Annotated in this window: 22 protein-coding genes; 14 read left to right on the top strand and 8 right to left on the bottom strand. The window is 70.7% G+C overall.

What is annotated here, in order from left to right; translation table 11 throughout:
- The 4 genes from VFO68_RS28555 to VFO68_RS28540 all read right to left on the bottom strand — a co-directional run.
- On the bottom strand, window positions 1-1,479 hold a 1,479-nt coding region (locus tag VFO68_RS28555), incomplete at its 3' end, for a DEAD/DEAH box helicase (RefSeq protein WP_325161505.1).
- 146 nt (window positions 1,480-1,625) lie between these two features.
- A complete protein-coding gene (locus VFO68_RS28550) occupies window positions 1,626-3,548 on the bottom strand; it encodes a cellulase family glycosylhydrolase (protein WP_325161504.1) in 1,923 nt (640 codons plus the stop codon).
- Window positions 3,549-3,636: 88 nt separating this feature from the next.
- On the bottom strand, window positions 3,637-4,386 hold the full coding sequence (locus VFO68_RS28545; protein WP_325161503.1) for an SGNH/GDSL hydrolase family protein: 750 nt from the start codon (window positions 4,384-4,386) through the stop codon (window positions 3,637-3,639).
- Between the two features lie 99 nt (window positions 4,387-4,485).
- Window positions 4,486-5,844, bottom strand: coding sequence for a hypothetical protein (locus tag VFO68_RS28540; protein WP_325161502.1), 1,359 nt, complete (start codon window positions 5,842-5,844; stop codon window positions 4,486-4,488).
- Between the two features lie 355 nt (window positions 5,845-6,199).
- Between VFO68_RS28540 and VFO68_RS28535 the strand changes: the two genes are divergently transcribed.
- From VFO68_RS28535 to VFO68_RS28515, 5 genes are all read left to right on the top strand, one after another.
- Window positions 6,200-7,336: a hypothetical protein gene (locus VFO68_RS28535; protein ID WP_325161501.1), complete on the top strand. Its 1,137-nt coding sequence runs from the start codon at window positions 6,200-6,202 to the stop codon at window positions 7,334-7,336.
- 33 nt (window positions 7,337-7,369) lie between these two features.
- Window positions 7,370-8,221: a dimethylarginine dimethylaminohydrolase family protein gene (locus tag VFO68_RS28530; RefSeq protein ID WP_325161500.1), complete on the top strand. Its 852-nt coding sequence runs from the start codon at window positions 7,370-7,372 to the stop codon at window positions 8,219-8,221.
- A complete protein-coding gene (locus VFO68_RS28525; RefSeq protein ID WP_325161499.1) occupies window positions 8,218-9,366 on the top strand; it encodes a type III PLP-dependent enzyme in 1,149 nt (382 codons plus the stop codon). Before VFO68_RS28530 ends, VFO68_RS28525 begins: the two co-directional genes overlap by 4 nt.
- Window positions 9,363-10,838, top strand: a complete 1,476-nt coding sequence (locus VFO68_RS28520) for a saccharopine dehydrogenase NADP-binding domain-containing protein (protein WP_325161498.1) — start codon at window positions 9,363-9,365, stop codon at window positions 10,836-10,838. Before VFO68_RS28525 ends, VFO68_RS28520 begins: the two co-directional genes overlap by 4 nt.
- A 137-nt stretch (window positions 10,839-10,975) precedes the next feature.
- Window positions 10,976-12,454, top strand: coding sequence for an EamA family transporter (locus tag VFO68_RS28515; RefSeq protein WP_325161497.1), 1,479 nt, complete (start codon window positions 10,976-10,978; stop codon window positions 12,452-12,454).
- Between the two features lie 255 nt (window positions 12,455-12,709).
- Here VFO68_RS28515 and VFO68_RS28510 read toward each other — a convergent pair whose 3' ends face one another.
- From VFO68_RS28510 to VFO68_RS28500, 3 genes are all read right to left on the bottom strand, one after another.
- On the bottom strand, window positions 12,710-13,147 hold the full coding sequence (locus tag VFO68_RS28510; protein WP_325161496.1) for a hypothetical protein: 438 nt from the start codon (window positions 13,145-13,147) through the stop codon (window positions 12,710-12,712).
- Between the two features lie 24 nt (window positions 13,148-13,171).
- On the bottom strand, window positions 13,172-14,734 hold the full coding sequence (locus VFO68_RS28505) for a hypothetical protein (RefSeq protein ID WP_325161495.1): 1,563 nt from the start codon (window positions 14,732-14,734) through the stop codon (window positions 13,172-13,174).
- Between the two features lie 125 nt (window positions 14,735-14,859).
- The gene (locus VFO68_RS28500) at window positions 14,860-16,197 is read right to left on the bottom strand and encodes a cation:proton antiporter (protein WP_325161494.1); all 1,338 of its coding nucleotides are present in this window, start codon (window positions 16,195-16,197) and stop codon (window positions 14,860-14,862) included.
- A gap of 323 nt (window positions 16,198-16,520) precedes the next feature.
- Between VFO68_RS28500 and VFO68_RS28495 the strand changes: the two genes are divergently transcribed.
- From VFO68_RS28495 to VFO68_RS28475, 5 genes are all read left to right on the top strand, one after another.
- Window positions 16,521-17,264 (top strand): AfsR/SARP family transcriptional regulator, encoded by a 744-nt coding sequence (locus VFO68_RS28495; protein WP_325161493.1) that lies wholly within the window; start codon window positions 16,521-16,523, stop codon window positions 17,262-17,264.
- 53 nt (window positions 17,265-17,317) lie between these two features.
- Entirely contained in the window at window positions 17,318-17,992 is a 675-nt protein-coding gene (locus VFO68_RS28490) for an RNA polymerase sigma factor (protein ID WP_325161492.1), read from the top strand.
- 104 nt (window positions 17,993-18,096) lie between these two features.
- Window positions 18,097-18,384: a zf-HC2 domain-containing protein gene (locus tag VFO68_RS28485; protein WP_325161491.1), complete on the top strand. Its 288-nt coding sequence runs from the start codon at window positions 18,097-18,099 to the stop codon at window positions 18,382-18,384.
- The gene (locus tag VFO68_RS28480) at window positions 18,381-19,169 is read left to right on the top strand and encodes an AfsR/SARP family transcriptional regulator (RefSeq protein ID WP_325161490.1); all 789 of its coding nucleotides are present in this window, start codon (window positions 18,381-18,383) and stop codon (window positions 19,167-19,169) included. Before VFO68_RS28485 ends, VFO68_RS28480 begins: the two co-directional genes overlap by 4 nt.
- A gap of 215 nt (window positions 19,170-19,384) precedes the next feature.
- Window positions 19,385-20,971 carry a Na+/H+ antiporter gene (locus VFO68_RS28475; RefSeq protein ID WP_325161489.1) on the top strand — a complete coding sequence of 529 codons (1,587 nt, stop codon included), beginning with the start codon at window positions 19,385-19,387 and terminating at the stop codon, window positions 20,969-20,971.
- Between the two features lie 10 nt (window positions 20,972-20,981).
- Here the strand turns inward: VFO68_RS28475 and VFO68_RS28470 are convergent, their stop codons facing one another.
- The gene (locus VFO68_RS28470; RefSeq protein WP_325161488.1) at window positions 20,982-21,164 is read right to left on the bottom strand and encodes a hypothetical protein; all 183 of its coding nucleotides are present in this window, start codon (window positions 21,162-21,164) and stop codon (window positions 20,982-20,984) included.
- Window positions 21,165-21,273: 109 nt separating this feature from the next.
- Between VFO68_RS28470 and VFO68_RS28465 the strand changes: the two genes are divergently transcribed.
- The 4 genes from VFO68_RS28465 to VFO68_RS28450 all read left to right on the top strand — a co-directional run.
- Complete coding sequence (locus tag VFO68_RS28465; protein WP_325161487.1) at window positions 21,274-22,461, top strand: sensor histidine kinase; 1,188 nt, start codon at window positions 21,274-21,276, stop codon at window positions 22,459-22,461.
- Window positions 22,458-23,096 carry a response regulator transcription factor gene (locus VFO68_RS28460; RefSeq protein WP_325161486.1) on the top strand — a complete coding sequence of 213 codons (639 nt, stop codon included), beginning with the start codon at window positions 22,458-22,460 and terminating at the stop codon, window positions 23,094-23,096. The genes VFO68_RS28465 and VFO68_RS28460 overlap by 4 nt, the downstream gene beginning before the upstream one ends.
- Window positions 23,097-23,288: 192 nt before the next feature.
- Window positions 23,289-24,218, top strand: coding sequence for a multicopper oxidase domain-containing protein (locus VFO68_RS28455; RefSeq protein WP_325161506.1), 930 nt, complete (start codon window positions 23,289-23,291; stop codon window positions 24,216-24,218).
- A gap of 44 nt (window positions 24,219-24,262) precedes the next feature.
- The coding region (locus VFO68_RS28450; RefSeq protein ID WP_325161485.1) for a ThuA domain-containing protein at window positions 24,263-24,806 on the top strand (544 nt) is incomplete at its 3' end.

Below are 24,806 nucleotides of genomic sequence, written 5' to 3'. Positions count from 1 at the left end.
GCCCCCGCCGGATCGGCCCGAGGTTCTGTAGCGACCGGCTCGGCGGCGACCGGCTCGGGAGCCGGCTGGGCCGTCGAGGCCTGGGCGGGCGCGGCGGCGACCGGCGCGGGAGCCGGCGGAGAAGGCCGCGGGGGCGGCCGGCTTGGCTCCGGTGGCGAACGGCTTGGCGCCCGCCTGCTTGGCGCGGGCCGGTTTCCGAGATCCGGTGACCGAACCGCGGGGCCCGCCGGTCCGGCGGGCCGGCGGTGCGCTGGGTCCCTTGGCGGGGGGCGCCACGTAGGTGCGCTCGCCGGGGGCGAGCTCGGCGAGCAGCGGATGGCCGGGACGCAGTTGGGTGGTCGTCGGCTTGATCCCCGCCTTGCGGGTCAGCGCCTGCACGTCGGCGAGCTGCGCGTCGGTGGTGAGGGTGACCACGGTGCCGGACGCGCCGGCCCGGGCGGTGCGGCCGGACCGGTGCAGGTAGGCCTTGTGCTCGTTCGGCGGGTCGGCGTGGATGACCAGCGCGACGTCGTCGATGTGGATGCCGCGGGCGGCGATGTCGGTGGCCACCAGGGTGGCGGCGCTGCCGTCGGCGAACGCCTGCAGGTTGCGGGTGCGCGCCTGCTGGCCGAGATCGCCGTGCAGCTCGACGGCCGGCACGCCTTCGGCGATGAGCTGGCGGGTCAGGCGCTGGGCGCCGCGGCGGGTGCGGGTGAACACCAGGGTGCGTCCGGGGGCCGCGGTGAGGTCGACCAGGACGTCGAGCCGGGCGGCGGGCTGGACCCGCAGCACGTGGTGGGTCATCTCGCTGACCGGCGTGGCCACCGGGTCCAGGCTGTGCGTGACCGGATTCTTCAGGTACCGCTTGACCAGGACGTCGACCTCGGCGTCCAGCGTGGCGGAGAACAGCAGCCGCTGGCCGTCCCGCGGGGTCTGGTCCAGCAGCCGGGTGACGAACGGCAGGAAGCCGAGGTCGGCCATGTGGTCGGCCTCGTCGAGCACGGTGATCTCGACGGCGTCCAGCCGGGCGTGCCCGGCGGACATGTGGTCGAGGAGCCGGCCCGGGCAGGCGATCAGCACGTCGACCCCGGACCGCAGGCCGGCGATCTGCGGGTTGGCGCGCACACCGCCGAAGACGGTGAGCGTGCGCAGCGACAGCGCGCGGGCCAGCGGCTTGATCGACGCTTCGATCTGGCGGACCAGCTCGCGGGTCGGCGCCAGGATCAGCGCCCGGGGCCGGCCGGGCTGGCGGCGGGCCGGGCTGGCGGCCAGCCGGGTGAGCACGGGCAGCGCGAACCCGTAGGTCTTGCCGGAGCCGGTCCGGCCGCGGCCGAGGAGATCCCGGCCGGCGAGCGCGTCCGGCAGGGTGGCGGCCTGGATGGGGAACGGGGTCGTGATGCCCTGGGCGGCCAGCGCGGTGACGAGCTCGGCCGGCAGGCCGAACTCGCTGAAGGTTCCGGGCGTGGGCGCGGTGGTGGAACGGGGGCGGCGAGCCGCCATACGGTTACTCCAAAGACTGTCGGGGGGTTGTCCGGCCCGGCGCGAACCCGATGTGGTCGCGGCACGCGTGACCTGGACAACAAAACGGATGGCCCGAACGCGGGCCACTGCCCACAGTGTACCCGATCAGGACCCAAACGCCCCAGCTAGCTGCTGGTGCAGCTGGTCACGGTGATTCCACCGGCTGCCGCGCCGCTGGCCACGAAGCCGAAGGTGGTGTTCGCGGCGGGGGCGAGGGCGCCGTTGTGCCCGGCGTTGGTGACCGTGCTGCCGGTCAGGACGCCGTTCCACAGGTTGCCGATGGTGCGACCGCTGCCCAGGGCGAGCAGGACCGACCAGCCCCGGCTGGCCGTGGTGGCGGTGTTGGTCACCGTGACCTCGCCCTGGAAGCCGGTGTCCCAGGTGTTGGTGGTGCGGTAGACGGCCGTGCACCCGGAACCGCCGCCGCCGCCGGGTTGGGTGGTGGCGGTGATGGCCGCGGACGCGGCGGAGACGTTGCCGGCGGCGTCGCGGGCTCGCACCGTGTAGCTGTAGGCCGTGCCGCCGGCCAGGCCGGTGTCGGTGAACGTCGTGCCGGGCACGGTGGTCACGACCGCGCCGTTGCGGAAGACCTGGTAGCCGGTCACCGCGACGTTGTCGGTGGACGCCGTCCAGGACAGGGACACCGACGAGGCGGTGGTCCCGGTCGAGGTCAGCCCGGTGGGCACGGTGGGAGCGGTGCCGTCGACCGGCCCGCCGCTGTAGCGTTCGGCCAGGTTGATCCCGGTCGTGCTGCCGTCGCCGCCGAGCCGGACCTGGTGGTCCAGGCCGACGAACTTGTTGCTGAACTGCCACAGTGCCGGCTTGAGCAGGTTGTACTTCGGCTCGTCCCAGGTGCGCCAGTCGTCGAGCAGCAGGCCGCCGGTGTCACCGGAGTTCGGGTTGATCACCCAGAACGTCTGGTGCAGACCCTCCTCCACGATCAGGTCGCGCAGCGCGGTCATCCAGCGGTCCTGCCGCTCGTCCTGGCCGAGACGCCCGCCCCACTCGCCGATGAGCAGCGGCGCGATGTTCTCCTCGTGCAGGTAGAGCCAGTTCGGCCGCCACACGTCGGTGGTCAGCGTGGCCTTGGTGAACGGCACCTGGAACCACGGCTGGTTGAACACCAGCGGCCCGTAGTCGTGCGGCGAGTACACCAGCTGGTCCTGGTTGGCGCCGAGGTTGACCGGGAAGTCGCGGGCGCCGCGCAGGTTTCCGCCCCACCAGTTGTAGAAGTAGTTCGGGGTGAGGTCGGGGTCGGTGTTGGGGGAGCTCCAGGTCTCGCCGGGACGCGGGTAGACCTCGATGCCCTCGCACAGGATCAGCACGTTCGGGTTGATCGCCAGGATCCGCCGGCCCGCGGTCTCGCAGGCGTTCTTGAAGTTGTCGGTGTCGGTGCTGCCGTCCCACTTGGCCCGCGGCGGCTGGTTCGGCGTGCCGTGCGGCTCGTTCTTGATGTCCATCGCGACGATGGTGTCGTTGTTCCGGTACCGGTCGGTGACCCATTCCCAGGCCTGGTAGAACTGCTCGGAGGTGATCGTTCCCTTGAACCACATGGGATAGATGTGCCCGGAGTTGTCCGCCTCGGCGCTGTGCACGTCGAGCATCACCTTGATGCCGAACCGTTCGCACAGCGCCAGCCAGAAGTCCCAGATCTGCAGGTTGTTCATGTTCGCCAGTTCGGGGTTGGCGAAGGTGTTCACGTTGGGGCGGGCCACGGTCTGCCCGGCGCGCCACTCCAGCAGCAACTGCGTGGAGATCGGCACCCGGACGATGTTGATGCCGCGCTGCGCGATCGCGGCGGTGAGCTCGGTGATGTTGGCCGACCACAGGCCGTGGAACACCCGCTCGGAGGCGTTGAACCCGAACCAGTTCGCCCCGGTCAGCCAGACCCGGTTGCCCTCCTCGTCGACGATCCGGTTGCCCTGCACGTGCAGCCAGTCCCGGGCCGGAACGGCGGTCGCCTCCGGCACCAGGACGGCCGTGCCGGCCAGCGCGGCCGCCGAAACGGCGAGCGCGGCGGTGAGACGTCGTACCCAGTGCCGTGCCATGCGGCCACCCCCGACCTGTCGGCGCACCCCGCTCTGGGAGCGCTCCCAGCACGAAGTGTAAGCACACCTGCCGAGGGCGTGACAAGGGTCATGCCGGCACGGCGGTCCACTCCGGGTGTTTGGCCAGTCGGCCGTCGCCCGAGGACTGGTGGCGCAGCCGCCGGGTCACCCAGGGCAGGACGTGCTCGCGGTAGAACCGGGCCTCGGCCAGCAACCGGCGGGTCGGCGCCGGTCCGGGGTCGATCCGGTGCGCGGTGGCCGGATGCCCGAGGGCGTTCAGCACCAGGCCGGCGACGCGCTGGTGCCCGGCCGGGTTCAGGTGCAGGCGGTCGGCCGACCAGTACTCGGCCCGGCGGATCTCCACGTCGTCGAACACGTTGACGAACAGCAGGTCGTGCTCGCGGGCCAGCCGGCCGACCGCGACGGTCAGCGCGGCGCCACGGCGGTGCATGACCCGCCCGAACGGCAGCCGCTGCGACGGGTCGGCGCCGCTGAGCAGCAGCAGCCGCACGCCCGCCGCCGAGCAGCGGCGCACCGCGTGCTCGGTCAGCGACACCAGGCGGTCGAGGTCGGTGCCCGGCCGCATCATGTCGTTGCCCCCGCCGTTGAGCGAGATCAGTGTGGGCGTCGGGGACATCGCCAGCGCGGCGTCGAGCTGGTCGGTCACGATCGGCTCGAGCAGCCGGCCGCGGATCGCCAGGTTCGCGTACCGCACCGGTTCGCCACTACCCGCGGCCAGCCCGGCGGCGACCAGGTCGGCCCAGCCGCGCGGGCTGCCGTCCGGTCGCTCGTCGCCGACCCCCTCGGTGAAGCTGTCCCCGATGGCCACGTAGCGCATCGTCCGTCCTTTCGGTCCACCCCGCCGTCGATCCCGATTATCCACAACGGAACCAGGTGGCTCCGGTCGAACCGAAGCCACCTGGCGGGAGAGGTGCCTTTAGAACGCGGCGAGGCCGAAGGGGGCCGCGTGGCCGCCGGCGTCGGGGGGCGTCAGGTTGAAGACCTGGTGGTCCTCGACGAAGCTGAGCGTCCCGCCGTTGTTGACCTTGAATACGTGCAGCACACCGGCGATCGAGTTCAGCTGGTACAGGTACCTGTCGTCCCGGCTGAGGCTCATGTCGGTGGTGCCGTCACCGAGGTGGTCGTCCTCGGGATCCTGGGTGCTCGCCGCGGTCGCCGAGGAGTGCAGCAGGGTCAGCACCCCGTCGCCGTCCACGCCGTAGGACGAGATGGTGCCGCCGCCGAAGGCGTTGGCGACGAACGCGAGCTTGCCGTCGGTGGTGGACACGACCCAGCAGGCGTCGGTCTTGTTGTCCGGCACCGATCCGGCGCCGTTGACCTCGAGCGTGCCGTCGGCCTTCATCGTGTAGCTGGCCAACGTGGAGCCGTCCTCCGCCTCACGGTTGTTCTCGGAGACCAGGATGTGGTTGTTGCGCGTGATGGTGAAGCCGAACGAGCCGGCGCCGGACGGGTCCAGCACCTGCTTGCCGCTCAGCGTGCCGTTGGCGTTGACCGAGAACGTGACGATGGCGCCCTTGCCCGGCTCCGCGTCCGGAACGCTCGCGGCCCGCTCGGTGACGATGAGCTTGCGGCCGTCCGGCGTGAACGAGACCTGCACGCAGCCGGAGGTCGCGTCCTCGCTGAGCAGTTGGGTGGAGTTCTCGATCTGGGTCAGCGTGCCGTCGCCGCCGATCCGGAAACCGGTCACCGAAGGCTTCTGCCCGGTGGTGCAGTTGTCCAGGAACTCGTCCTCCTGGAAGTTGAGGATGTAGCGGTTGTCGAACTCGCCGTTGTTGAGCACGTAGAGCAGCCCGTGGTTGACGGTCAGGCTCACCGGCGTCTCACCGCCGGAGGGGAACTGCCCGGCGAGCTCCAGCCCGTTCTCCTGGAGCCGGAACACCGAGATCGTGTTGCTGCCCGCGTTCGGCACGAACAGCAGTTGGGCGTCGTCCACATGGTGTTGCGGGGACGCCTCACCGTTCGGGGAGCCGAGCACGATGCCCTGGGCGCTGTCCTGGAAGCTGCCGCTGCCGACGCCGCCGGTCTTGTACCGGCCGGCCTCGCGCAGTTTGCCGTCCTCGCCCCGCGCGAACGCGACGACCTCGTTGCCCCGCTCGTCGTTGGACTGCAGGAACACTCCGCCGGAGCGTAGGTCGAACCCGCCCTGGCCGTCGTCACCCTGCGCCGCGGCGGCGTCCGGGCCGCCCGGGATGAGCCGGATCGCCGCCACCAGCCCGAGGACCAGCACCACGGTCACGCCGATGCCGATCGCCACCAGCAGCCGGCCCCTGGTCATCCGCCCGACCACGGTGGGGCCGGACGCCGCCCACCGTGGCTCTCCGGGCTGGTAGGGCGGGGGTGGCCCCTGACCGGGCGGGCCCTCGGTGGGGTGATCATTCGTGTCTCGCGGTACCTGGCGATTCTCGTCGTCGTGTGCCATTTGCGATCTCCTCAGTCGGAAAGCGCGGATGATATTGCCGAGAATGGCGTCTCCGAGGTGTCACAGGCACGTAGCCGGCATCGTGACAAAATGCGAACAGGTTGTTATCGGCCGATTTCCTGGCTATCTTGAGTTAGGCCGGCTCACTAATGAAGAGGGTACCTTCAATTACAGCGAGATTGCGCGGCTCAATTGAGGAGGAAAGTCGAATATGAGCCTCACCACGACCTTGTCCGGACATCCCGACAGGATCAAACCGCTGGCCGACGTCATCGCGGAGCTACCGCAGTTGCCGGACGACTTCGACTTCGGCAAGGACATGCGGCAGGCCCAGGAGACGCTGCTGTCGGACGAGGCGTCCGAGGAGGAGAAGCGGGCCGCCCTGTTCAAGTGGACCGGCCGCCGCCAGCCGTGCCTGTTCGGCCGGCTGGCCTCGCATCACGAGCACGGCGAGAGCGCCACCAAGGGCCTCGGTATCGACCTGTGCTGGATCCACGAGTGGGAGCTGGCCGAGGACCGGGACTACGTCGCGGCGAAGATCCAGGACGCCCGCCGGGCCTGGAAGGACCGGGCCGAGCGCGGCGAGAGCAGTGGCTTCCTGATCATGTTCAACAGCCGGCGGCTCGCCTATGCCAAGCCGGGCAAGGAACTGCTCGACGTGTGCGTTGAGCTGTCCAACCTGTACCTGGTCGAGCACGCGCCGATCATCACCGACGTGATCTACACCGAGGCGGTGCCGCTGCGCCGGTCCGACGGCCAGCTGACGGTGTTCAAGGCCGGCTGCAACATCTTCTACGCCGGCGCGCACCGCACGGTCAACCACGACCGCCGGCTGCCCGGCGGGCTGATGTTCTCGATGAACTCGCCCGGCCACTTCGCCAACTCGCTGAAGATCCGCGGGCTCGCCGACACTCTGCCGGAGGCCGTGGAGTTCGTCCGGGAGACCGCGTTCCGGTCGATCGGCAACGGCGGCATCGGCTGCCCGCACATGCCGAGCGCGAGCTGGCACAACGAGTCCGACGAGAGCCCGGACGACGTGCCGGACCGTAAGCGGCCGGCCTACATCCCACCCAACTTCGACCCCAGCCGGTACTCGGCGGTCTACCACACCGACGTGCTGGTGCCGACCGCGGTGACCACCGACGAACGGCTGGTCCACCATTCCTACGGTGAGGTCGATGCCGAGGTCTGGCAATACCTGATCCTCGACTACATCACCGACAAGGAGTTTCCCGCTGATCACGTGAACTACGGCCTCTTCCACGGCCATCCGATCGAGGACTGCGGCAAGTACCACAATCCATGGCCGGCCCGTGTGGCGTACAACCGGGAGCTTTTCGAGTACTGATCCGGGGCAACTTCCATGGAAAGGCGCGAGTCGATGAGTGAACTGAGCTGGGGACGGCACTTTCTGATGTGCCCGCCGGACTACTTCGAGGTCTCGTACTCCATCAACCCCTGGATGGACACCTCGGTGCGGGTGGACCGGGACCGGGCTCGGGAGCAGTGGGCCGGCCTGGCCGGCACGCTGCGGGCGGCCGGCGCGGTGGTGGACGAGGTCCCCGCGCAGCCCGGACTGCCGGACATGGTGTTCACCGCCAACGCCGGAATCGTCGACGGCACCACCTACTGGCCGGCCAGCATGCGGCACGCCGAGCGGGCGCCGGAGATCGCCCACCTGTGCCGGTGGCTGGCCGGCCGGGACTGGACCGTCGCGGACCCACCCGACGCGGTGCAGGAGGGCGCGGGTGACGCGCTGCCGTTCGCCGGCACGCTGGTCGCCGGGCACGGCCAGCGGTCCACTGTGGACGCATACCAGCAGCTGGCCGAGCGGGCCGGTTGGACCATCACCACGGTGGAGCTGGCCGATCCGCGGTTCTACCACGTCGATCTCACCTTCTGCCCGCTGGACGGCACCACCGCGTTGATCGCGCCCGGCGCACTGACCGCGCCGAGCCTGGAGCGGCTGGCCCGGCTGGTTCCGGACCCGGTGCCGGTCACCGTCGAGGAGGCGGCGATGTTCTGCGCGAACTCGGTCGTGGTCGGCCGCACCGTGGTCATGCCCGCCTGCTCGGCCCGGCTCGGCCGGGTGCTGGAGCGGCGCGGTTTCCAGGTCGCGGTCTGCGACGTGTCCGAGTTCGCGAAGGCCGGCGGCGGCTGCCGGTGCCTGACCCTCGCCCTGGACGTCTCGCTCGCCGGCGATGCGTCGACAAGCAAAGAGGTGGCGGCATGATGGGTATGAGCCCGCGGATCTCCGCGTTCCTGGAGGAAGAAGACCCGCCGACGCCGTGCCTGGTGCTGGACCTTTCGGTGGTCGGCAGGCGTTACCGCGAACTGCGCGCGGCGATGCCGTTCGCCACGCCCTACTACGCGGTGAAGGCGAACCCGGAGCCGGCCGTGATCCGCAGGCTCGCCGCGCTCGGCGCCCGGTTCGACGTGGCCAGCCCGGCGGAGATCGAGATGTGTCTCGAGTGCGGCGTGCCGCCGCAGGCGCTGTCCTACGGCAACACCGTCAAGAAGCTCGCCGACATCGGCCGCGCCTACGAGGCGGGCGTGCGGATGTTCGCCTTCGACAGCACCCGCGAGGTGGAGAAGTTGGCGCTGATGGCCCCGGGCGCACAGGTGTTCTGCCGGCTGCTGGCCGGCAGCGCCGGCGCCCGCTGGCCGCTGAGCGACAAGTTCGGCTGCACGCCGGAGCTTGCGGTGGAACTGTTGCAGCAGGCGGCGAAGCTCGATCTGACCCCGTACGGGGTGTCCTTCCACGTCGGCTCGCAGCAGACCGACCCGCACCGGTGGGAGTCGAGCATCGCCACCGCTGCCATGGTGTTCACCGAGTTGCAGGCGGCCGGCATCGAACTGGAGATGCTGAACATCGGCGGCGGGTACCCGGCCCAGTACCTCGAGGAGGTGCCGCCGGTCAGCCGGTACGGCGAGGTGATCAAGGCCGCGCTGGACCGCTGGTTCGGCGGCACGGACCGGCCGCTGATCGTGTCCGAACCGGGCCGGTACCTCACCGCGGAGGCGGGCGTGCTGCGCACCCAGGTGGTGTCCGTGCGCCGGCCGTGCACCGGTTGCGACCGGTGGATCTACCTCGACGCCGGCAAGTTCGGCGGCCTCGCCGAGACCGAGGGCGAGGCGATCCGGTACCGGCTGGCCACCGGGCACGGTGAGCCGGCCAACCCGGTCGTGCTGGCCGGGCCGACCTGCGACAGCGTCGACGTGATCAGCCGCCAGCACAAGTACTCCCTCCCGCTCGCCCTGGACATCGGTGACACGGTCGACTTCCTGTCCGCCGGCGCGTACACGGCGAGCTACTCATCGGTGGGATTCAACGGGTTCCCGCCGCTGCGCACCTACTGCATCGGAGATCAATCATGAACGAGGCTCGCCGGATCGGCTTCGGCCGGCGGATACTCCTGCTCGGCTGCGGCTCGGTCTCCCAGTGCCTGCAACCGTTGCTGCTGCGGCATCTGGACATGTCCTTCGACCGGCTGACCATCATGGACATGGCGGATCTGCGGGACCGCATCCCGGAAACGCTCGCGGCCGGGGCACGCTACGTGCGGCACCGGATCACCCCGGACAACCTCGCCGCGACCCTGCGCGAGCACCTTCGGCCGGGCGACCTGCTGATCAACCTGTCCTGGAACATCGGCGCCGAGGACATCATCTCCTGGTGCCACGACAACGGGGTCCGGTACGTGGACACCTCGGTCGAGCAGTGGGACCCGTATGCGGACATGGACGGCCGGCATCCGGCCGAGCGGACGCTCTACGCGCGGCACATGGCGCTGCGCAAGCTGGCCGCCGGCTGGGCCGGGCGTGGCCCCACCGCGATCGTCGAGCACGGCGCGAATCCCGGGCTGGTGAGCCACTGGACCAAGGTGGCGCTGGAAGATCTCGCCACGGCGATGCTCAAATCCCCGGGCGACCTCCGCGCGCCGCTGTCCGCCGACCGGCAGGCGCGGCTCGAGGAAGCGTTGCACGAGGGGGATTTCGGGCGGCTGGCGATGGAGACCGGCACGAAGGCGGTGCACATCTCGGAACGCGACACCCAGATCGGAAACCACCCGAAAGAGGTGGGCGAGTTCGTCAACACCTGGTCGGTGGAAGGGTTCTTCGAGGAGGGTGTCGCCCCGGCCGAACTCGGGTGGGGGACGCACGAACGGACGCTGCCGCCGGGGGCGGTTTGCCACCGGGACGGACCGGGTAACCAGATCTGCCTGGCCCAGCCGGGCATGTCGACCTGGGTGCGGTCCTGGGTGCCCTCCTCGGGCCCGATCCTCGGCATGCTGATCCGGCACGGCGAGGCCTTCACGATCAGCGACAGGCTGACCGTTCGCCGCGACGGTAGGACGATCTACCGTCCGACGGTGCATTACGCCTACCTGCCGACCGACGCGGCGATCGCCTCCGTGCACGAGTGCCGGATGGGTGGATTCCAGCTGCAGCAACGGCAACGCATCATGACCGACGAGATCGTCAGCGGGATGGACGAGCTCGGGGTGCTGCTGCTCGGCCATGACCTGAACGGCTGGTGGACCGGCTCGCAGCTCACCATCGAGGAGACCCGCGCGCTGGTGCCGCACCAGAACGCGACCACCCTGCAGGTCGCCGCGTCGGTACTGGGCGCGGTCTGGTACCTGTTGCGGCACAGCGAACTCGGCCTGTGCGTCCCGGACGACCTGGACCACCGCGAGGTGCTCTCGGTGGCCGAGCCCTACCTGGGACCGTGCCCGTCGATCCGTACCGAGTGGACTCCCGGAACGGCCGATCGTGGTGCGTTCGACGGGTTTCTCGGTATCCGGCCGGACGAGGATGTCTGGCAGTTCAGCAACATCCTTGTGTAGTGGTATCCTGGGTCCATTGCACGACGTGACGAGCTGGTGACGGTCAGCGGCATAGCGTCGAGGCGTTCCCCGAGAGGGCGGGCGGAACGGGGACATCCGCCGCCCGTCCGGAGCGCCAATCAGGGTGGTCGAAATCCATGAACAACTTGTCAGCTCGACTCCTGCTCGTCCTGGCCGCGATCGGCTGGGGCGCTGCGACAACAGCGACCAAGTACGCATTGGACGGCTTCGGCCCGATGACGCTGTTGCTGGTCAAGCTCGCGGCCGCGGCCGTGGTGCTGTGGGCGGTGCTCGCCGTCCGCGGCATCCCCCGCGTCAAACGGAAGGGTCGGCTGGCCGTGTTGGCCTGGTTCGAGCCGACCCTCGCCTACGGAGCACTGACCCTCGGCCTCACCTACACGTCGGCGACCAACGCGTCGTTGCTCGGCGCCAGCGAAGCCTGTTTCGTGGTCGCGCTCGCGGCCATCGTGCTGCGCGAGCGGGTCGGCGCGCGTTCGATGATCGGACTACTGCTCGCCGTGGTGGGGGTTCTGCTGATCGAGCAGGTGTTCACCTTCTCGGCCGAGCTCAACATCGGCGATCTGCTGATACTGGGCGGAAACCTGGCGGCGGCGGTCTACGTGATCGCGGCCGCGCAGCTGGCCCCGTCGATCGACGCGTTGCCGTTGACGGCCTACCAGTTCGGCTTCGGCGCGTTGCTGTCGCTGCCGCTGGTGGCCTGGCAGTGGCTGTCCGGCCGGGAACCGCTGCCGACCGACGTGGCGCCGAAGTACTGGCTGGTGGCCGCGCTCATCGGCGGCGTCGGGTTCGCCGGCAGCTTCCTGCTCTACAACCATGTCATCCGGTACGTGCCGGCCGGGCTCGCCGGCGTGACGCTGAATCTGATCCCGCTGTTCGGGGTGCTCACCGCGGTCGTCTTCCTCGCCGAGGGCCTCACCGGCTGGACCATCGCCGGCGGGATCGCGGTGCTGGCCGGAATCATGCTGTTCCCGGCCGAGCGCCAGGAGACCGCACCGAAGCCGGCCGAACCGGAACCCACCCCGGTGCCCGCTGTGGCGCCGTCCGCGCCGGCGCCCCGGCACACGTCGCGAGCCAAGGGCCTGCGGAACCGGCGGGCGCGCAGGAACGGCCTGGCGGCGAACGGTTCTGAAGCCCGCGTGCCGGGGGTCTACTGCCGAGACAACCACTTCAACGACCCGGACCTGAGCTACTGCGCGGTCTGCGGCATCGCGCTGACCCAGGCCGGCTCCCGGCCCGCCTGGGGCGACCGGCCGCAGCTCGGCGTGCTCGTGGTCGACGACGGCACGACCTACCCGCTGCTGCGCGACCAGGTGCTCGGCCGGGCCCCGGAGTCGGACGAGTCGGTGGCGATGGGACACGCGGATCCGTTGCCACTGCCCGATCCCACCGTGTCGCCGGTGCACGCCCGGGTGGTGCTGCGGGGCTGGCAGGTCGGGGTGGTCGACGACGGATCGGCCGGTGGCACCTTCGTCGCCACACCCGGCCAGTCGTACTGGACCCGCGTGCTGCCGGGCACGGTGACCGCCCTGCGGCCGGGCAGCCTGGTCGCCGTCGGACGACACCAACTGGGCTACTACTCGCACCGCAACCCGTAAGCCAGAACCCCTCTGCGCAAACCCGGTGGGGCGGCGGGCATTCCCGCCGCCCCACCGGGCTGCTGTGCGGTCAGGATGTGCCGGTCAGGAATACGGGTGTCGTGGCCGGCGACCCCGGTGCGGTTCCTGTCCACCGCGCAGCCGATCCGGAGAGCTTCCCGGCCGTGACGGGTGCGCTTTCCCCGGCGGCGGCACAACCGCGAGTACCGCTGGGCCACGCGAAATCGCGTGACCCAGCGGTACCTGGCGTGCGGGTCAGGTGAGCTGACCACCCTGGAAGCGCCAGTGGATGAACGGAACCCGCATCGGTCCGTTGGCGACCAGCCACACGATCAGCCACACGACCACGAAATGGATGACGAACGCCGGGGTGGGGACCGGGCCGGGCAGGCCGGGCAGCAGGTCACGGCTGGCCAGCGCCCACACCAGCAGGCCCTCCGGCACCAGGGTGACCAGGCCGAACAGCATCGGCCAGTCCTTCTCCCAGCGCCACTGCTGCAGCAGGTGGTAGAGCAGTTCCCAGCCCACCCCGAGCACCGCGACCGCGGCGAGCACGATGTAGGTGGCCTGGTACCGCTGTGCCATCGGCAGGTCTGCCGGCAGCAGTGGAGTGATCAGCGCGGTCACGATGCCGCCGACGACGGCGAGTAGGAACAGTCGCGTCTGGATGCGACCGACCAGGGTCGGCACCATTCTTCTCTCCTCCCGTTTCGACACTCAGATACGACGGTTGGCGACCCACTTGAGCCACTCGACCGTCGAACGCACCGGCCGCATGTCCCGGCACATCCCGCGCCGGGCGAGATCGTCGACCACCTCCTGGGCCGCGATCTGCAGCCCGAGAAACGTGTCCACGCCGGGGAAGTAGCCGCCGTAGGAGGCGGCGCCGGTCACGTAGATCCGGCCCATGCCGCTGGCCGCGCCACGCAGTTCGAAGCTGGGCTCGACGTCCAGCCGCCCGAGCGGGTTGCGGCCGGCGCCGCCGTGCCGCAACAGGTCGTCGATCACCCGGTGGCCGGTCATGTCGGCGTCCAGGCCGGTGCAGTCGATCATGTAGTCGAACCCCAGCTCGGTTTCCGCCTCGGGTCCCTGGATCCGCGCCACGAGCGCGTCACCGTCCAGCCGGAGATCGGTGATCGTGCCGGCCTGTGTCCGGTACCAGCCGGCCCGGGTCGCCTCGCGCAGGTGGCGCTGCCAGTGCCGGCGCCAGGCCGTCGTGGTGCCGCCGATCTCGTCGTAGACCCGGACCCGGTCCGACGCGGTCTCCATGCGGCGCATGCGGAACCGCAGCTGCCCGCCCCAGGTGGACTTCGGGTAGTTGAAGCCCTGGTAGGCGAAGCCGTTGCTGCCGCGGCGGCGGGCCCAGCCGTGCGGTCCGTGCGCGCCGGCGTAGTAGGTGCGGAACAGATGCACGATCTGGGTCTGCAACCCGTGCCGCAGCCGGTCGGAGATCAGCCGGTCGGTCACGGCGGAGGCGACGATGCCGCCGCCGCGCACCAGCACGACGCCGGGCCGCCGGCACAGCGCCTGGTACACGTGTTCGTGGTCCTCGTAGCCGTTGACCACATGGTGGAAGTCGCCCAGCCGTTCCCGGAACGCCCGCATGTCCGGCATGAAGCGGACCCCGGGGTAGCCGACGGCCAGGTGCACGTCCCTGGAGCGGAAGGTGACCGGATGCTGCCCGCCGCGCGGGGCGATCAGGGTGAAGTAGCCGCCCCCGACGCGCCGGCGCACCACCTGGACCTCGCCCTGGACCAGCATGTCCCAGTACCGGATCCGGTGCGCCTCGCGCTCGATCCCGTCCAGCACCGCACCCAACTTGGGCGTGTAGAAGTCGGCGAACACCGGCTCGAGCAGCACCTGGAGCAGCGGCGCCACGGTGGCCTCCCGGGCGGCCTCCTGCATGGCGTAGGAGGGAAAGCCCCAGATGTTGTCCGGCCGCGACGACGAGTCGGACCGGATCCGCTTGTCCCGGGGCAGTTGGGACACCCGGGTCAGGTACTCGTAGGTCTGCCAGGGATGGCTCAGGTTGGACAGCACCCGGATGTCGGAGACCGGCGCCCCGCCGGCCACCCGGAGATAGTCCACGGTGAGGAAGGAGCCCATCCCGCCGCCGACCGTCACGAACGGCACGTCGTACATGGGGATGCGGGTCTGGGCCACCATCTGGTCGGTCCACTGGTCCGCGTGCTCCAGCGTGGGCGGCAGCGATCCGTTCTGTGGCCCCGACTCCTGTGCTGGCCTGGTCGTGATGTCATGCACGTCGGTCACGTCGGTCACCGGTTTCTCCGATCACGGCCGACCTGGCGCGACGGGCCTGGCCGGCACGGGTGGTCATGGTCGTGGTTCGTCCAGCATCGACCGGGTGCCGTGGCCGGACCGTGGATCTGCCGTGACAGGCCGGGTCAGGCGGCTTCGGCCCGGCCGGAGGGGATCTCCCTGTCCCAGGAGTCGTGTTCGGCCAACCGCAGCCGCTCCCGGTCGGTCTGCCGTACCCGGGCCATGGCCATCCGCAGCAGCGGCGGGCCCATCAGCGAGGTGACGACGGCGACCAGGATGATGCTGGTGTAGGTCGCGGTGTTCAACACGCCGAGGCGCAGGCCGACGGTGGCGATGACCACCTCGACCACGCCCCGCGAGTTCATCCCGGCGCCCATCGCCAGGCTTTCCCAGTGGCTCATCCGGCTCCACCGGGCGCCGAGGTAGGCGCCGGCGAACTTGCCGAGGATGGCGACCGCGAGGATGGCCAGGCCGGCCAGGGCGACCCGTGGGTCGGCCAGCGTGGTGAGATCCATCCGCAGTCCGGCGGTGGCCAGGAAAAGCGGGGCCAGCACGGCCATCACGACGGCGCGCAGCGGCGCGAGCTTGGTCTGGTCGGCGCAGCCGGGTGAGCCGACCACGGTGCCGGCGACGAACGCGCCGAAGATCGCCTCCAGGCCGAGAGCCTGGGTGATGGCGGCGCCGACCAGGATCACGATCACGGTGACCGCCATCGTCGGGCCGGCGCCACTGGTCCGGCAGGCTCGTCGCATCAGCCGCCGAACCGCCGGCCGGGCGGCGAACGCGAGCAGCACGAACCCGGTCAGGTACAGCACCGACAGGCTCACCCCCAGCACGCTGACGCCGACCGTGGCCATCGCCGCGACCACCGAGAGCAGGAACCAGCCGATGGTGTCGTCGACCACGCCGGCGGCGAGGGTCAACTGCCCGACATCGCGATGCAACATGCGGAGGTCGGACAACGTCTTCGCGATCACCGGGATCGCGGTCACACACAGGGCGGTGCCGAGGAACAGCGCGAAGATCCCGCGGTTCGTGCTGTCCGGGATCAGCGCGGCCGGCAACACGGTGGCCAGTGCGATGCCCAGCCCGAGCGGGATGATCAGGCTGGACAGTCCGATCTTGGCGGTGGTCGCCTTGTTTCGGCGCAGCATCGGCAGGTCGAGGTAGCTGCCGGCCACCCCGACCAGAAGCAGCACCCCGATCTGCGCCGCGCCGTCCAGCAGCCGCGCCTGCGGCGCCGCAGGCGGCAGCAACCAGTTGGACAGCGACGGCGCCAGGAAACCCAGCAGCGACGGGCCGACCAGCACGCCGGCGAGCAACTCGCCGACGACGGCCGGCAGCCGCAGCCGTTCGGCCAGCCGCCCGAGCGAGAACGCCAGGGTGAGCAGCACAACCACCTGCAGCAGGAAGATCAGCAGCTCATGGGATGCGACCGGCGGGGTCGACGCCGCGAGGTTCATGGCTCCGCCTCCAAAGATTTCCCGGGAATGCCACGGTGATAGATCGGCCGCCGTCACCGGAGCGTGCTCCCGCCCGCCACGGACGAACGGGGTGCCTCCGTTCGGCGTAGCGCAGGCCCGTGCGATGACGCCCGGTTCACGCCGAATGGGGCAGCAACGCGATGATCATGTAACGGTTCGGCATCGCCGCGTCTCGGTACGCACAACGAAAGTTGAAAGTTGCCGAGGTTGGGAGTGCCGAGGTGTTCACAGACCAGTTATCGGGACGGTACGAGCCGGTTTTCCGCATGGAGGAGGCGTCTTCGGCAAGTTCGGCGCCCGCATTGTCCACAAAGGACGACAGGTCGGCCGGCCCCGACGTTCCGGCCGGCTCGATCGAGCTGAACCTCCTCGGCGGTTTCCGGCTGCTCGTCGACGGCGAACTGGTTCGGGTGAGCCTGACCGGGCAGCGGGTGATGGCCGTCGTGGCCTGCCAGAGCGGCCCGGCGATCCGCAGCCAGGTCGCCCACCTGCTGTGGCCGGACACCACCAACGCCCGGGCGCACGCCAACCTGCGCACCGCGGTGTACCGGCTGGACCGCAGCTGCCCGGGCATGGTCGAGGCCACCAGTTCCTACCTGCGGCTGGCCACCGGGATCCGGGTCGACGTCGAGGCGAGCATGGACCTGGCCCGGCGGGTGCTGGGCACCGGCGATGCGCTGGACGCCACGCTGACCGACGACGCGCTGCACGTGAACCTGCACGACGACCTGCTGCCGGACTGGGACGACGAATGGCTCGGCGACCACCAGCGCAGCTACCGCCAGTTCCGGCTGACCGCCCTGGAAACGCTGTCCCAGCGGCTGGTCGCGGCCGGCCAGCACGGCGCGGCGGTGCAGACCGCGCTGGCCGCGGTGCAGGCCGACGGCCTGCGCGACAGCGCGTACGAGACGCTCATCCGGGCCTGTCTGGCCCAGGGCAACCGGCATGAGGCGCTCAGCCATTTCGCCGCCTACCAACGGGTCATCCGGGACGAGCTCGGGCTCGAACCGGCTCCTTCGATCGGCCAGCTGCTGCGTAGCGCATAGTGTTCGCGGCAACACGGCGAGCAGCCACCACGTATCCTCGTTAGGCTTGTCGCATGGTTCTCGGAGCCGGAGAATCGGCCCAACCGCTGCCGCCCGACCAGGTGCTCGTGGCGCGGCTCAAGGCGCGCGACGAAAGGATATTCGCCCTGCTGCTGGACTCCTGGTCGAGCGGAATGCTCCGGGTAGCCCGCTCCCTGGTGTCCACACGCGACTCCGCGGCCGAGGTCGTCCAGGACACCTGGCTCGCGGTGCTGAAGAGCGTCGACACGTTCGAGGGCAGGTCGTCGCTCAAGACCTGGGTGTACCGCATTCTGGTGTTCGCCGCGAAACGCCGTGGCATGGTGGAGCGCCGGACCGTCCCATGGAGCAACCTGCCGACCGCCGAGGACGCCGGCCCGACGGCCGATCCCAGCCAGTTCATCGATCCCGGTCTGCTGGATGCCGGGCACTGGCGCTCCTTTCCGCAACCGTGGCCGTCACCGGAGCAGCACACGCTCGCCGACGAGGTCCGCCACCACGTGGAACTGGCGCTCGCGCAGCTGCCGGACCGGCAGCGGCTGGTGATCGCGCTGCGCGACATGGAGGGGTACACGGCGGCCGAAGTGTGCGAGATACTGGAGATCTCCGCGGCCAACCAGCGAGTGCTGTTGCACCGCGCCCGCGCCTTCGTGCGCGGCAAGCTTGAGGAGTACTATTTATCGTCCGGAATGGAGCGTGGCGTCACATGATCAGACAGTCCCGCAAGTCCGGGGCGCGCGCGTAACGTCTGGAGTCGAACTGTCTCTGTAGTCACATGACTAGTTGTCGTCGCGCCGGCGAGTGCCATAGCAGCGTGGACGGGAGCGTCGTGAGTGACATGACTTGCCAGGAACTGGTCGAGCTGGTCTCCGACTTCCTTGACGGGACGCTCGACCCGGAGACCGAGCACGAGGTCGTCGAGCACGTTGCGTACTGCGACGGCTGCGGTGCGTACATCGACCAGTTCCGGCAGACGATTCGCGCCCTCGGTGACGTTCCGACCGAGACTCTGCCCGAGAACATCCGGGAAGAGTTGTTGCGGGCCAATCGCGACCTGCCGGCGAGCGACACTACGCAACCGCCGGAAGGGGAAACACAATGATCACCTCCGAGGTCAGCTTCTTAGGCCCGCTGGACATCCGGGTCAACGGCCGCTCGGTCGTGCCGACCGCCAAGAAACTCCGCCAGGTGCTCGCGCTGCTGGCGGTGCACGCCGGTCGGCTGGTCACGGTCCCGGAGCTCATCGAGGAACTGTGGGGCACGAAGGTGCCGCGCACCGCGATCCAGACCATCCAGACCTACATTCTCAAGCTGCGGCAGAAAATCAGCGAGCACGCGCCGGCCGGTACCGCCATGGCGGTGCTGACCACCCGGCCGGGCGGGTACCTGCTGGACGTCGCGCCCGGCCAGGTCGACGCGCACCGGTACCAGGAACTGGCCGACGCGGGGGAGCGGGCGTTCGCCGCGGACGACTTCGCCGGCTCGTCCCGGCTGCTCGGCAAGGCGCTGGGCTGCTGGCGCGGGCCCGCGCTGGTCGACGTGCCGTTCGGCATCCAGCTCAGCATCGAGGCCACCCGGCTCGACCAGGGCCGGCTCGGCGTGCTCGAGACCCAGATCGAGTCGGACCTGCGGCTGGGCCGCCACCACCAGTTGCTCGGCGAACTGGCCGAACTGACCGCCAGGTACCCGATGCACGAGAAGCTGTGCGGCCAGTACATGACCGCCCTGCACGCCTCCGGCATGAAATGGCGTGCGCTCGAGGCGTTCCAGACGCTTCGCGGGAACCTCGTGCACGAGCTCGGCGTCGAGCCGTCGCTCCAGGTTCGCGACCTGCAGCAGGCCATCCTCAACTCGGACGAGCTCCACGCGCCCCAACTGGTCAGCTGACCGCCTCTCCGGAATTGTGTGCGGTCGTTGCGTTCCCGCGAACGGTGCGGATATCGGGTGGAGGGTGGCTGGGCGCCGTCACGGTCCCCTGAGGTAGCTGTGGACGGGGCACGGACTTCCTCATCAACCCGCGGACCGGGTGCCGGATGATTTGTGGGGTGCCCGGCGTTGTCCGACGATGCCGTGGTTGAGGATCGCCGGCCGGGAGGGGCGCGTTGCTGGGACTGGAGCTTGTCGTTGTGCTGGGGGTCGCGGTGCTGGTGTGCAGCGTGGCCGCCGAACGGTTGCGGGTCGCGCCGCCGGTGCTGTTGCTGGCGGGCGGCGCGCTGGTCGGGTTCGTCCCGGCGTTGCGGGGGATCAGCCTGCCGCCCGAGGTGATGCTGCTGCTGTTCCTGCCCGCGCTGCTGTACTGGGAGAGCCTGACCACCTCGTTGCGGGAGATCCGCAGCAACCTGCGGGTGATCGTGCTGGCCAGCACCGCGCTGGTGGTGGTGACCGCCGGGGTGGTCGCGGTGGTCGCCCACGAGTTGGGGCTGGCCTGGGGACCGGCCTGGGTGCTGGGCGCCGCGGTGGCGCCGACCGACGCCACCGCGGTCGGCGTGATCGCGCGGGCGCTGCCCCGCCGGACGATGACGGTGCTGCGGGCCGAGAGCCTGGTCAACGACGGCACCGCGCTGGTGATCTTCGGGGTGGCCGTGGCGGTCACCGCCGGTCAGGCGGAGTTCGACGCCGGGCAGATCGGTCTGCGCGTGCTGGTGGCCTACGCCGGCGGGGCGCTGGCCGGGCTGCTGGCCGCGTGGCTGGCCGTGCGGACGCGGCGCCTGCTGGACAACCCGTTGCACGAGAACCTGGTCAGCCTGCTGACGCCGTTCACCGCGTTCCTGCTGGCCGAACTGGTGCATGCCTCCGGAGTGCTCGCGGTGGTGGTGTGCGGACTGATGTTGAGCCAGATCGGGCCGCGGCTGGTCCGGGCCGACACCCGCCAGCAGGCCGAGGCGTTCTGGCGGCTGGCCACGTTCGTGCTCAACGGAGCGCTGTTCGTCCTGATCGGACTGCAGGCGCATGCGGTGATCGGCGAGCTGGACCGGGCCGAGGTGATCACCGCGCTCGGCGCGATCGCGCTGGTCTCGGCGGCCGTGATCGGCACCCGGTTCGTCTGGACCTACACCACGCCGTACGTGATCCGGATGATCGACCGGCGGCCGCAGCAGCGGTTGCGCCGGGTCGGCGCCCGGCAGCGAATGGTCAACGCGGTGAGCGGGTTCCGCGGCGCGGTCTCGCTGGCCGCCGCGCTCGCCGTGCCGGAGACGACCACCTCCGGCGCGCCGTTCCCGGACCGGGACCAGATCGTGCTGATCACCTCCGGCGTCGTGGTGGTCAGCCTGGTGGTGCAGGCGCTGGTGCTGCCGGCGGTGGTGCGCTGGGCCCGGCTGCCCGCCGACACCGCGCTGGCCGAGGAGCGCCGCCTGGCCGAGGCGACCGCGTCGGAGTCGGCCTATCAGGCTCTGCCGGACATCGCCGCCCGGCTGCGGATCAGCGACCCGGTGCTGGCCCGGGTCCGGGCCGAGTACGACCACCACCGGCAGGTGGTCGGCTCCGCCCCGGACGCCGACGACAACGAGCCGCTGCTGCGCGCCGAGGCCGAGTACACCGCCCTGCGCCTGGAGTTGATCGCCCACAAGCGCGCCACCGTCGTCCGGCTCCGCGACCAGCGCGACATCGACGACACCGTGCTGCGACAAATCCAGTCCAAACTGGACACCGAGGAGGTCCGCCTCGCCCGCCGCGAGATCCTCGACTAGCCGTCGCCGGTCAGGTGGTGCGGTCGCGGTTGAGGTAGAGGCCGCGGATGACCCAGAGGCCGCCGAGGATGAGGGCGCCGATGATGGCGACGACCGAGGTGGCTGACGATTCGAGGGCGCCGAGGATGCCGATCGCGACGCCGTAGGCGACGGAGGCCGCGATCAGGATCCGGGCCGAGGTTTTCGGGTTCATGGAGCCCATGCTCGGTCCGCGCGGTGGCCGCCGGCAGCCGCCGGGAGCCGGAGTCGCCCTCCACCGACCGGTGGATGCGCGGGGTGCTCGCGCCGGGCAGGATGCGGGCGTGAGTGACGCCGCCGTGGGCCGCAACGCGTGGCAGCGCGGGATCGCCGGCTGGCACGGGGTGTTCGGTGCGCTCGCGGTGTTCTCCGCGGTCCTGGTGGCCGGCGAGGACGGTCTGCCGCCGGGGCAGCGGTACCTGGCGCTGGCGTTGCTGGGGGTGCTGTGCGGCTGGTACGCCGCGGTGGGCGCCCGGGCGCTGCGCCGGGAGTCGCGCCGGCTCGGGCTGCTCTACCTCGCCGTCGCCATCCCGCTGACCATCGCCGTGTTCGCGGTGGTGCCGGCGTGCGCGCTGATGCTGTTCGTGCTCTACCCGCACATCTGGGCGCTGCTGCCGGTGTACCGGGCGGTGGCCGGCACGGTCGCCGTCCTGGCCGCGGTCTCGGTGGTGATCCTGGTGCGGTCCGGACCCGGCGACGGGCTGCTGCCCGCGGTGCTCTACATCGTGGCCGGACTGGTGATCGCGTTGCTGCTCGGGCTGTGGATCACCCGGATCATCGAGCAGAGCCGCGACCGCGCCGCGCTGGTGGCCGAGCTCGCCGCCGCCCGGCAGGACCTGGCCGCGGTCAGCGAGCAGGCCGGCGCGCTGGCCGAACGCGCGCGGGTGGCCCGGGAGATCCACGACACCCTGGCGCAGGGGTTCGCCAGCGTGCTGCTGCAACTGGAGGCGTTGGAGACCGAGCTCGGCGGCGATCCGGAGGCCGCGCGCCGCCACCTGGGCGCGGCCCAGCGCACCGCCCGGGCGAACCTCGCCGAGGCGCGTGCGCTGGTCGGTGCGCTCACCCCGCCGGATCTGCGGGCCACGTCGCTGGTCGAGGCGCTGCGCCGGCTGGTCGAGCGGACCGGGCCGGAGATCGGCGTCGAGACCGGGTTCGCGGTCGACGGGGCGCCCCGGGCGGTGCCGGCCAACCAGGAGGTGGTGCTGTTCCGGGCGACCCAGGAGGCGCTGACCAACGTGGGCCGGCATTCCGGGGCGCACCGCGCCGAGGTCCGGCTGGGTTTCGCCGGCTCCGGGGTGAGCCTGACGGTGTGCGACGACGGCCGGGGTTTCCCGCCGGGCAACGGATCCGGCGGGTTCGGGCTGGCCGGGATGCGCGCCCGGGTCGCCGAGGTCGGCGGCACGATGCTGGTCGACAGCCGGCCGGGCGGCGGGGCGACGGTGCGGCTCGAGCTACCCGAGCCAGGCCCATGACTACCGTGCTGATCGTCGACGACCATCCGGTCGTGCGGGACGGCCTGCGCGCGGTGCTGTCCGCCGAGCCGGACATCGAGGTGGTCGGCGAGTGCGGCCGGGGCGACGAGGCGGTCGCCGCGGCCGCGGCACTGCGGCCGGACGTGGTGCTGATGGACCTGCGGCTGCCCGGTCTGGACGGCGTGGACGCCACCGCCCGGATCACCGCCGCCGGTACCGCCGCGGTACTGGTGCTGACCACCTACGACTCCGACGGCGACATCCTCCGGGCGGTCGAGGCGGGCGCGACCGGCTACCTGCTCAAGGACGCCTCCCGCCAGGAGTTGGCGCGCGCGGTCTCGGCGGCCGCCCGGGGCGAGACGGTGCTGGCTCCGCCGGTCGCCGCCAAGCTCGTCGGTCGGCTGCGCGGCGGCCGGTTGCTCACCCCTCGGGAGACCGAGGTGCTCACCCGCATCGCGAAGGGACTGTCCAACTCGGACATAGGCCGGGCGCTGTTCATCGGTGAGGCCACCGTCAAGAGCCACGTGTTGCGTATTTTCGACAAGCTCGGCGTCCGGGACCGTACCGCCGCGGTCACCACCGCGATCGCCCGCGGGATCCTGCCGCCACCCGAAGACGCAGGTCCAGACCACTGAACCGGTTTGTTTGAGCGTCGAACTAATTCTTGTCGGGTGTTGTCCGGTTGTTAGGCCATTTGGTCCTTAACTTTCGTTGGAGACGTGCATAAGTTCGAGGATGTCGACCGAAAGGATGCTGGAGATCGCGCAGATCCGACACCTTCTGGCCGAATGGAGTCCACAGTGGACAAACCGGTTTCGCGCCGTCTCATGCTCGCCGGCACCGCGATGGGGATCACGGTACCGGCCGTCGTGACCGTGGGCGGCGCCGCGCCCACCGCGGGCGTGACCCGCCGCATCACCCTGTACGCCGAGGCGTTGCCCGGTGGGCTGTTCGGCTACGGCCTGGCGCCGGGACAGGCGACGGTGCCGGGTCCGGTCCTGGAGATGTGGGAGGGCGACACCCTCGAGATCGATCTGGTCAACACCACCAACCAGCGGTTGAGCATTCATCCGCACGGGGTGGACTACTCGGTCGACTCGGACGGCAGCCCGCTCAACGACTCGTTCAACGACCCCGGCGAGACCCGCAGGTACGTCTGGCGCAGCCGGGAGTCCGCGCCCGCCGCCGGCCGGCGGTTCATGCCCGGCAGCGCCGGCTACTGGCACTACCACGATCATGCGATGGGCACCGACCACGGCACCGGCGGGGTCGCCAAGGGCCTCTACGGCGGGCTGATCGTGCGGCGGCGCGGCGACATCCTGCCGGAGCGGCAGTTCACCGTCGTGTTCCACGACATGATGATCAACAACAGGGTGGCGCCGAACACCCCGATGTTCGAGGCCAACCAGGGCCAGCGGGTGGAGTTCATCTGCATCGGCCACGGTGGCCTGCCGCACACCTTCCACCTGCATGCGCACCGCTGGGCGGACAACCGCACGGGCATGCTCGAGGGCCCGGCCGACCCGACCAGCGTGATCGACAACAAGAACCTCGACCCGGGCAGTTCGTTCGGGTTCCAGGTCATCGCCGGCGAAGGCGTCGGGCCGGGCGTCTGGATGTACCACTGCCACGTGCAGTTCCACTCCGACGGCGGCATGGTCGGGCTGTTCCTCGTCCGCAACCCGGACGGCAGCCTGCCGGACGGCGCCCAAGCCGCGATCGACCGCTTCCACGGCCACGCGCACGAACACAACTGACGCGCATTCACACAACTAAGGCGGGCACCGAGAAGGAGTTGAGGATGCGGCGCACACTGTCAATTTCCTGGTACCGGCGCAGATTCTGGCAGCGGGTGGTGCTGATGCCCACCGGGCTGGCCCTGGTGCTCGGGCTCTCGGCGGTCCCCGCGCAGGCGGCTCCGGCCCCGGCGGCCCCCGCCGCCGCGGCGGTGGGCTCGGTGCTGGTCTTCCACGGCCCGGCCGCCGGGCAGCAGGACCCGGTGGCCCGCGCGGCGGCGGTGCTCACCGAGATCGGTCAGCAGAACGGCCTCACCGTCGACACCTCCTCCGACCCGGCCGTGTTCACCCCGGCCAACCTCGGCCGTTATCGCGGTGTGGTGTTCCTGTCCGCCGAAGGCGTCGCGCTCAGCCGCGACGCCGAAGCCGCGCTGCAGGGCTACATCCGGGCCGGCGGCGGGTTCCTCGGCGTCGGCGACGCGGCGAAGGCGGCGCCCGACTCGACCTGGTTCACCGGCCTGGTCGGCACCCGGCCGCTCGGCTCGGTACGCACCCCGCTGCCGGTGACCCAGCCGACCGCGAGCGGGGAGAACCCGCCCAACGAGACCA

Origin of the sequence: Actinophytocola sp., assembly GCF_035712165.1 — a bacterium.
Lineage (GTDB): Bacteria > Actinomycetota > Actinomycetes > Mycobacteriales > Pseudonocardiaceae > DASYTH01.
This window is presented reverse-complemented; position numbering and strand designations above follow the sequence as displayed.

Bases quoted from the DNA above. Each gene is read 5' to 3' on its own strand.
- VFO68_RS28550 (WP_325161504.1), bottom strand. From the start codon at position 3,548: ATGGCACGGCACTGGGTACGACGTCTCACCGCCGCGCTCGCCGTTTCG.
- VFO68_RS28545 (WP_325161503.1), bottom strand. From the start codon at position 4,386: ATGCGCTACGTGGCCATCGGGGACAGCTTCACCGAGGGGGTCGGCGAC.
- VFO68_RS28540 (WP_325161502.1), bottom strand. From the start codon at position 5,844: ATGACCAGGGGCCGGCTGCTGGTGGCGATCGGCATCGGCGTGACCGTG.
- VFO68_RS28535 (WP_325161501.1), top strand. From the start codon at position 6,200: ATGAGCCTCACCACGACCTTGTCCGGACATCCCGACAGGATCAAACCG.
- VFO68_RS28530 (WP_325161500.1), top strand. From the start codon at position 7,370: ATGAGTGAACTGAGCTGGGGACGGCACTTTCTGATGTGCCCGCCGGAC.
- VFO68_RS28525 (WP_325161499.1), top strand. From the start codon at position 8,218: ATGATGGGTATGAGCCCGCGGATCTCCGCGTTCCTGGAGGAAGAAGAC.
- VFO68_RS28520 (WP_325161498.1), top strand. From the start codon at position 9,363: ATGAACGAGGCTCGCCGGATCGGCTTCGGCCGGCGGATACTCCTGCTC.
- VFO68_RS28515 (WP_325161497.1), top strand. From the start codon at position 10,976: ATGAACAACTTGTCAGCTCGACTCCTGCTCGTCCTGGCCGCGATCGGC.
- VFO68_RS28510 (WP_325161496.1), bottom strand. From the start codon at position 13,147: ATGGTGCCGACCCTGGTCGGTCGCATCCAGACGCGACTGTTCCTACTC.
- VFO68_RS28500 (WP_325161494.1), bottom strand. From the start codon at position 16,197: ATGAACCTCGCGGCGTCGACCCCGCCGGTCGCATCCCATGAGCTGCTG.
- VFO68_RS28490 (WP_325161492.1), top strand. From the start codon at position 17,318: ATGGTTCTCGGAGCCGGAGAATCGGCCCAACCGCTGCCGCCCGACCAG.
- VFO68_RS28480 (WP_325161490.1), top strand. From the start codon at position 18,381: ATGATCACCTCCGAGGTCAGCTTCTTAGGCCCGCTGGACATCCGGGTC.
- VFO68_RS28470 (WP_325161488.1), bottom strand. From the start codon at position 21,164: ATGAACCCGAAAACCTCGGCCCGGATCCTGATCGCGGCCTCCGTCGCC.
- VFO68_RS28460 (WP_325161486.1), top strand. From the start codon at position 22,458: ATGACTACCGTGCTGATCGTCGACGACCATCCGGTCGTGCGGGACGGC.
- VFO68_RS28455 (WP_325161506.1), top strand. From the start codon at position 23,289: ATGCTCGCCGGCACCGCGATGGGGATCACGGTACCGGCCGTCGTGACC.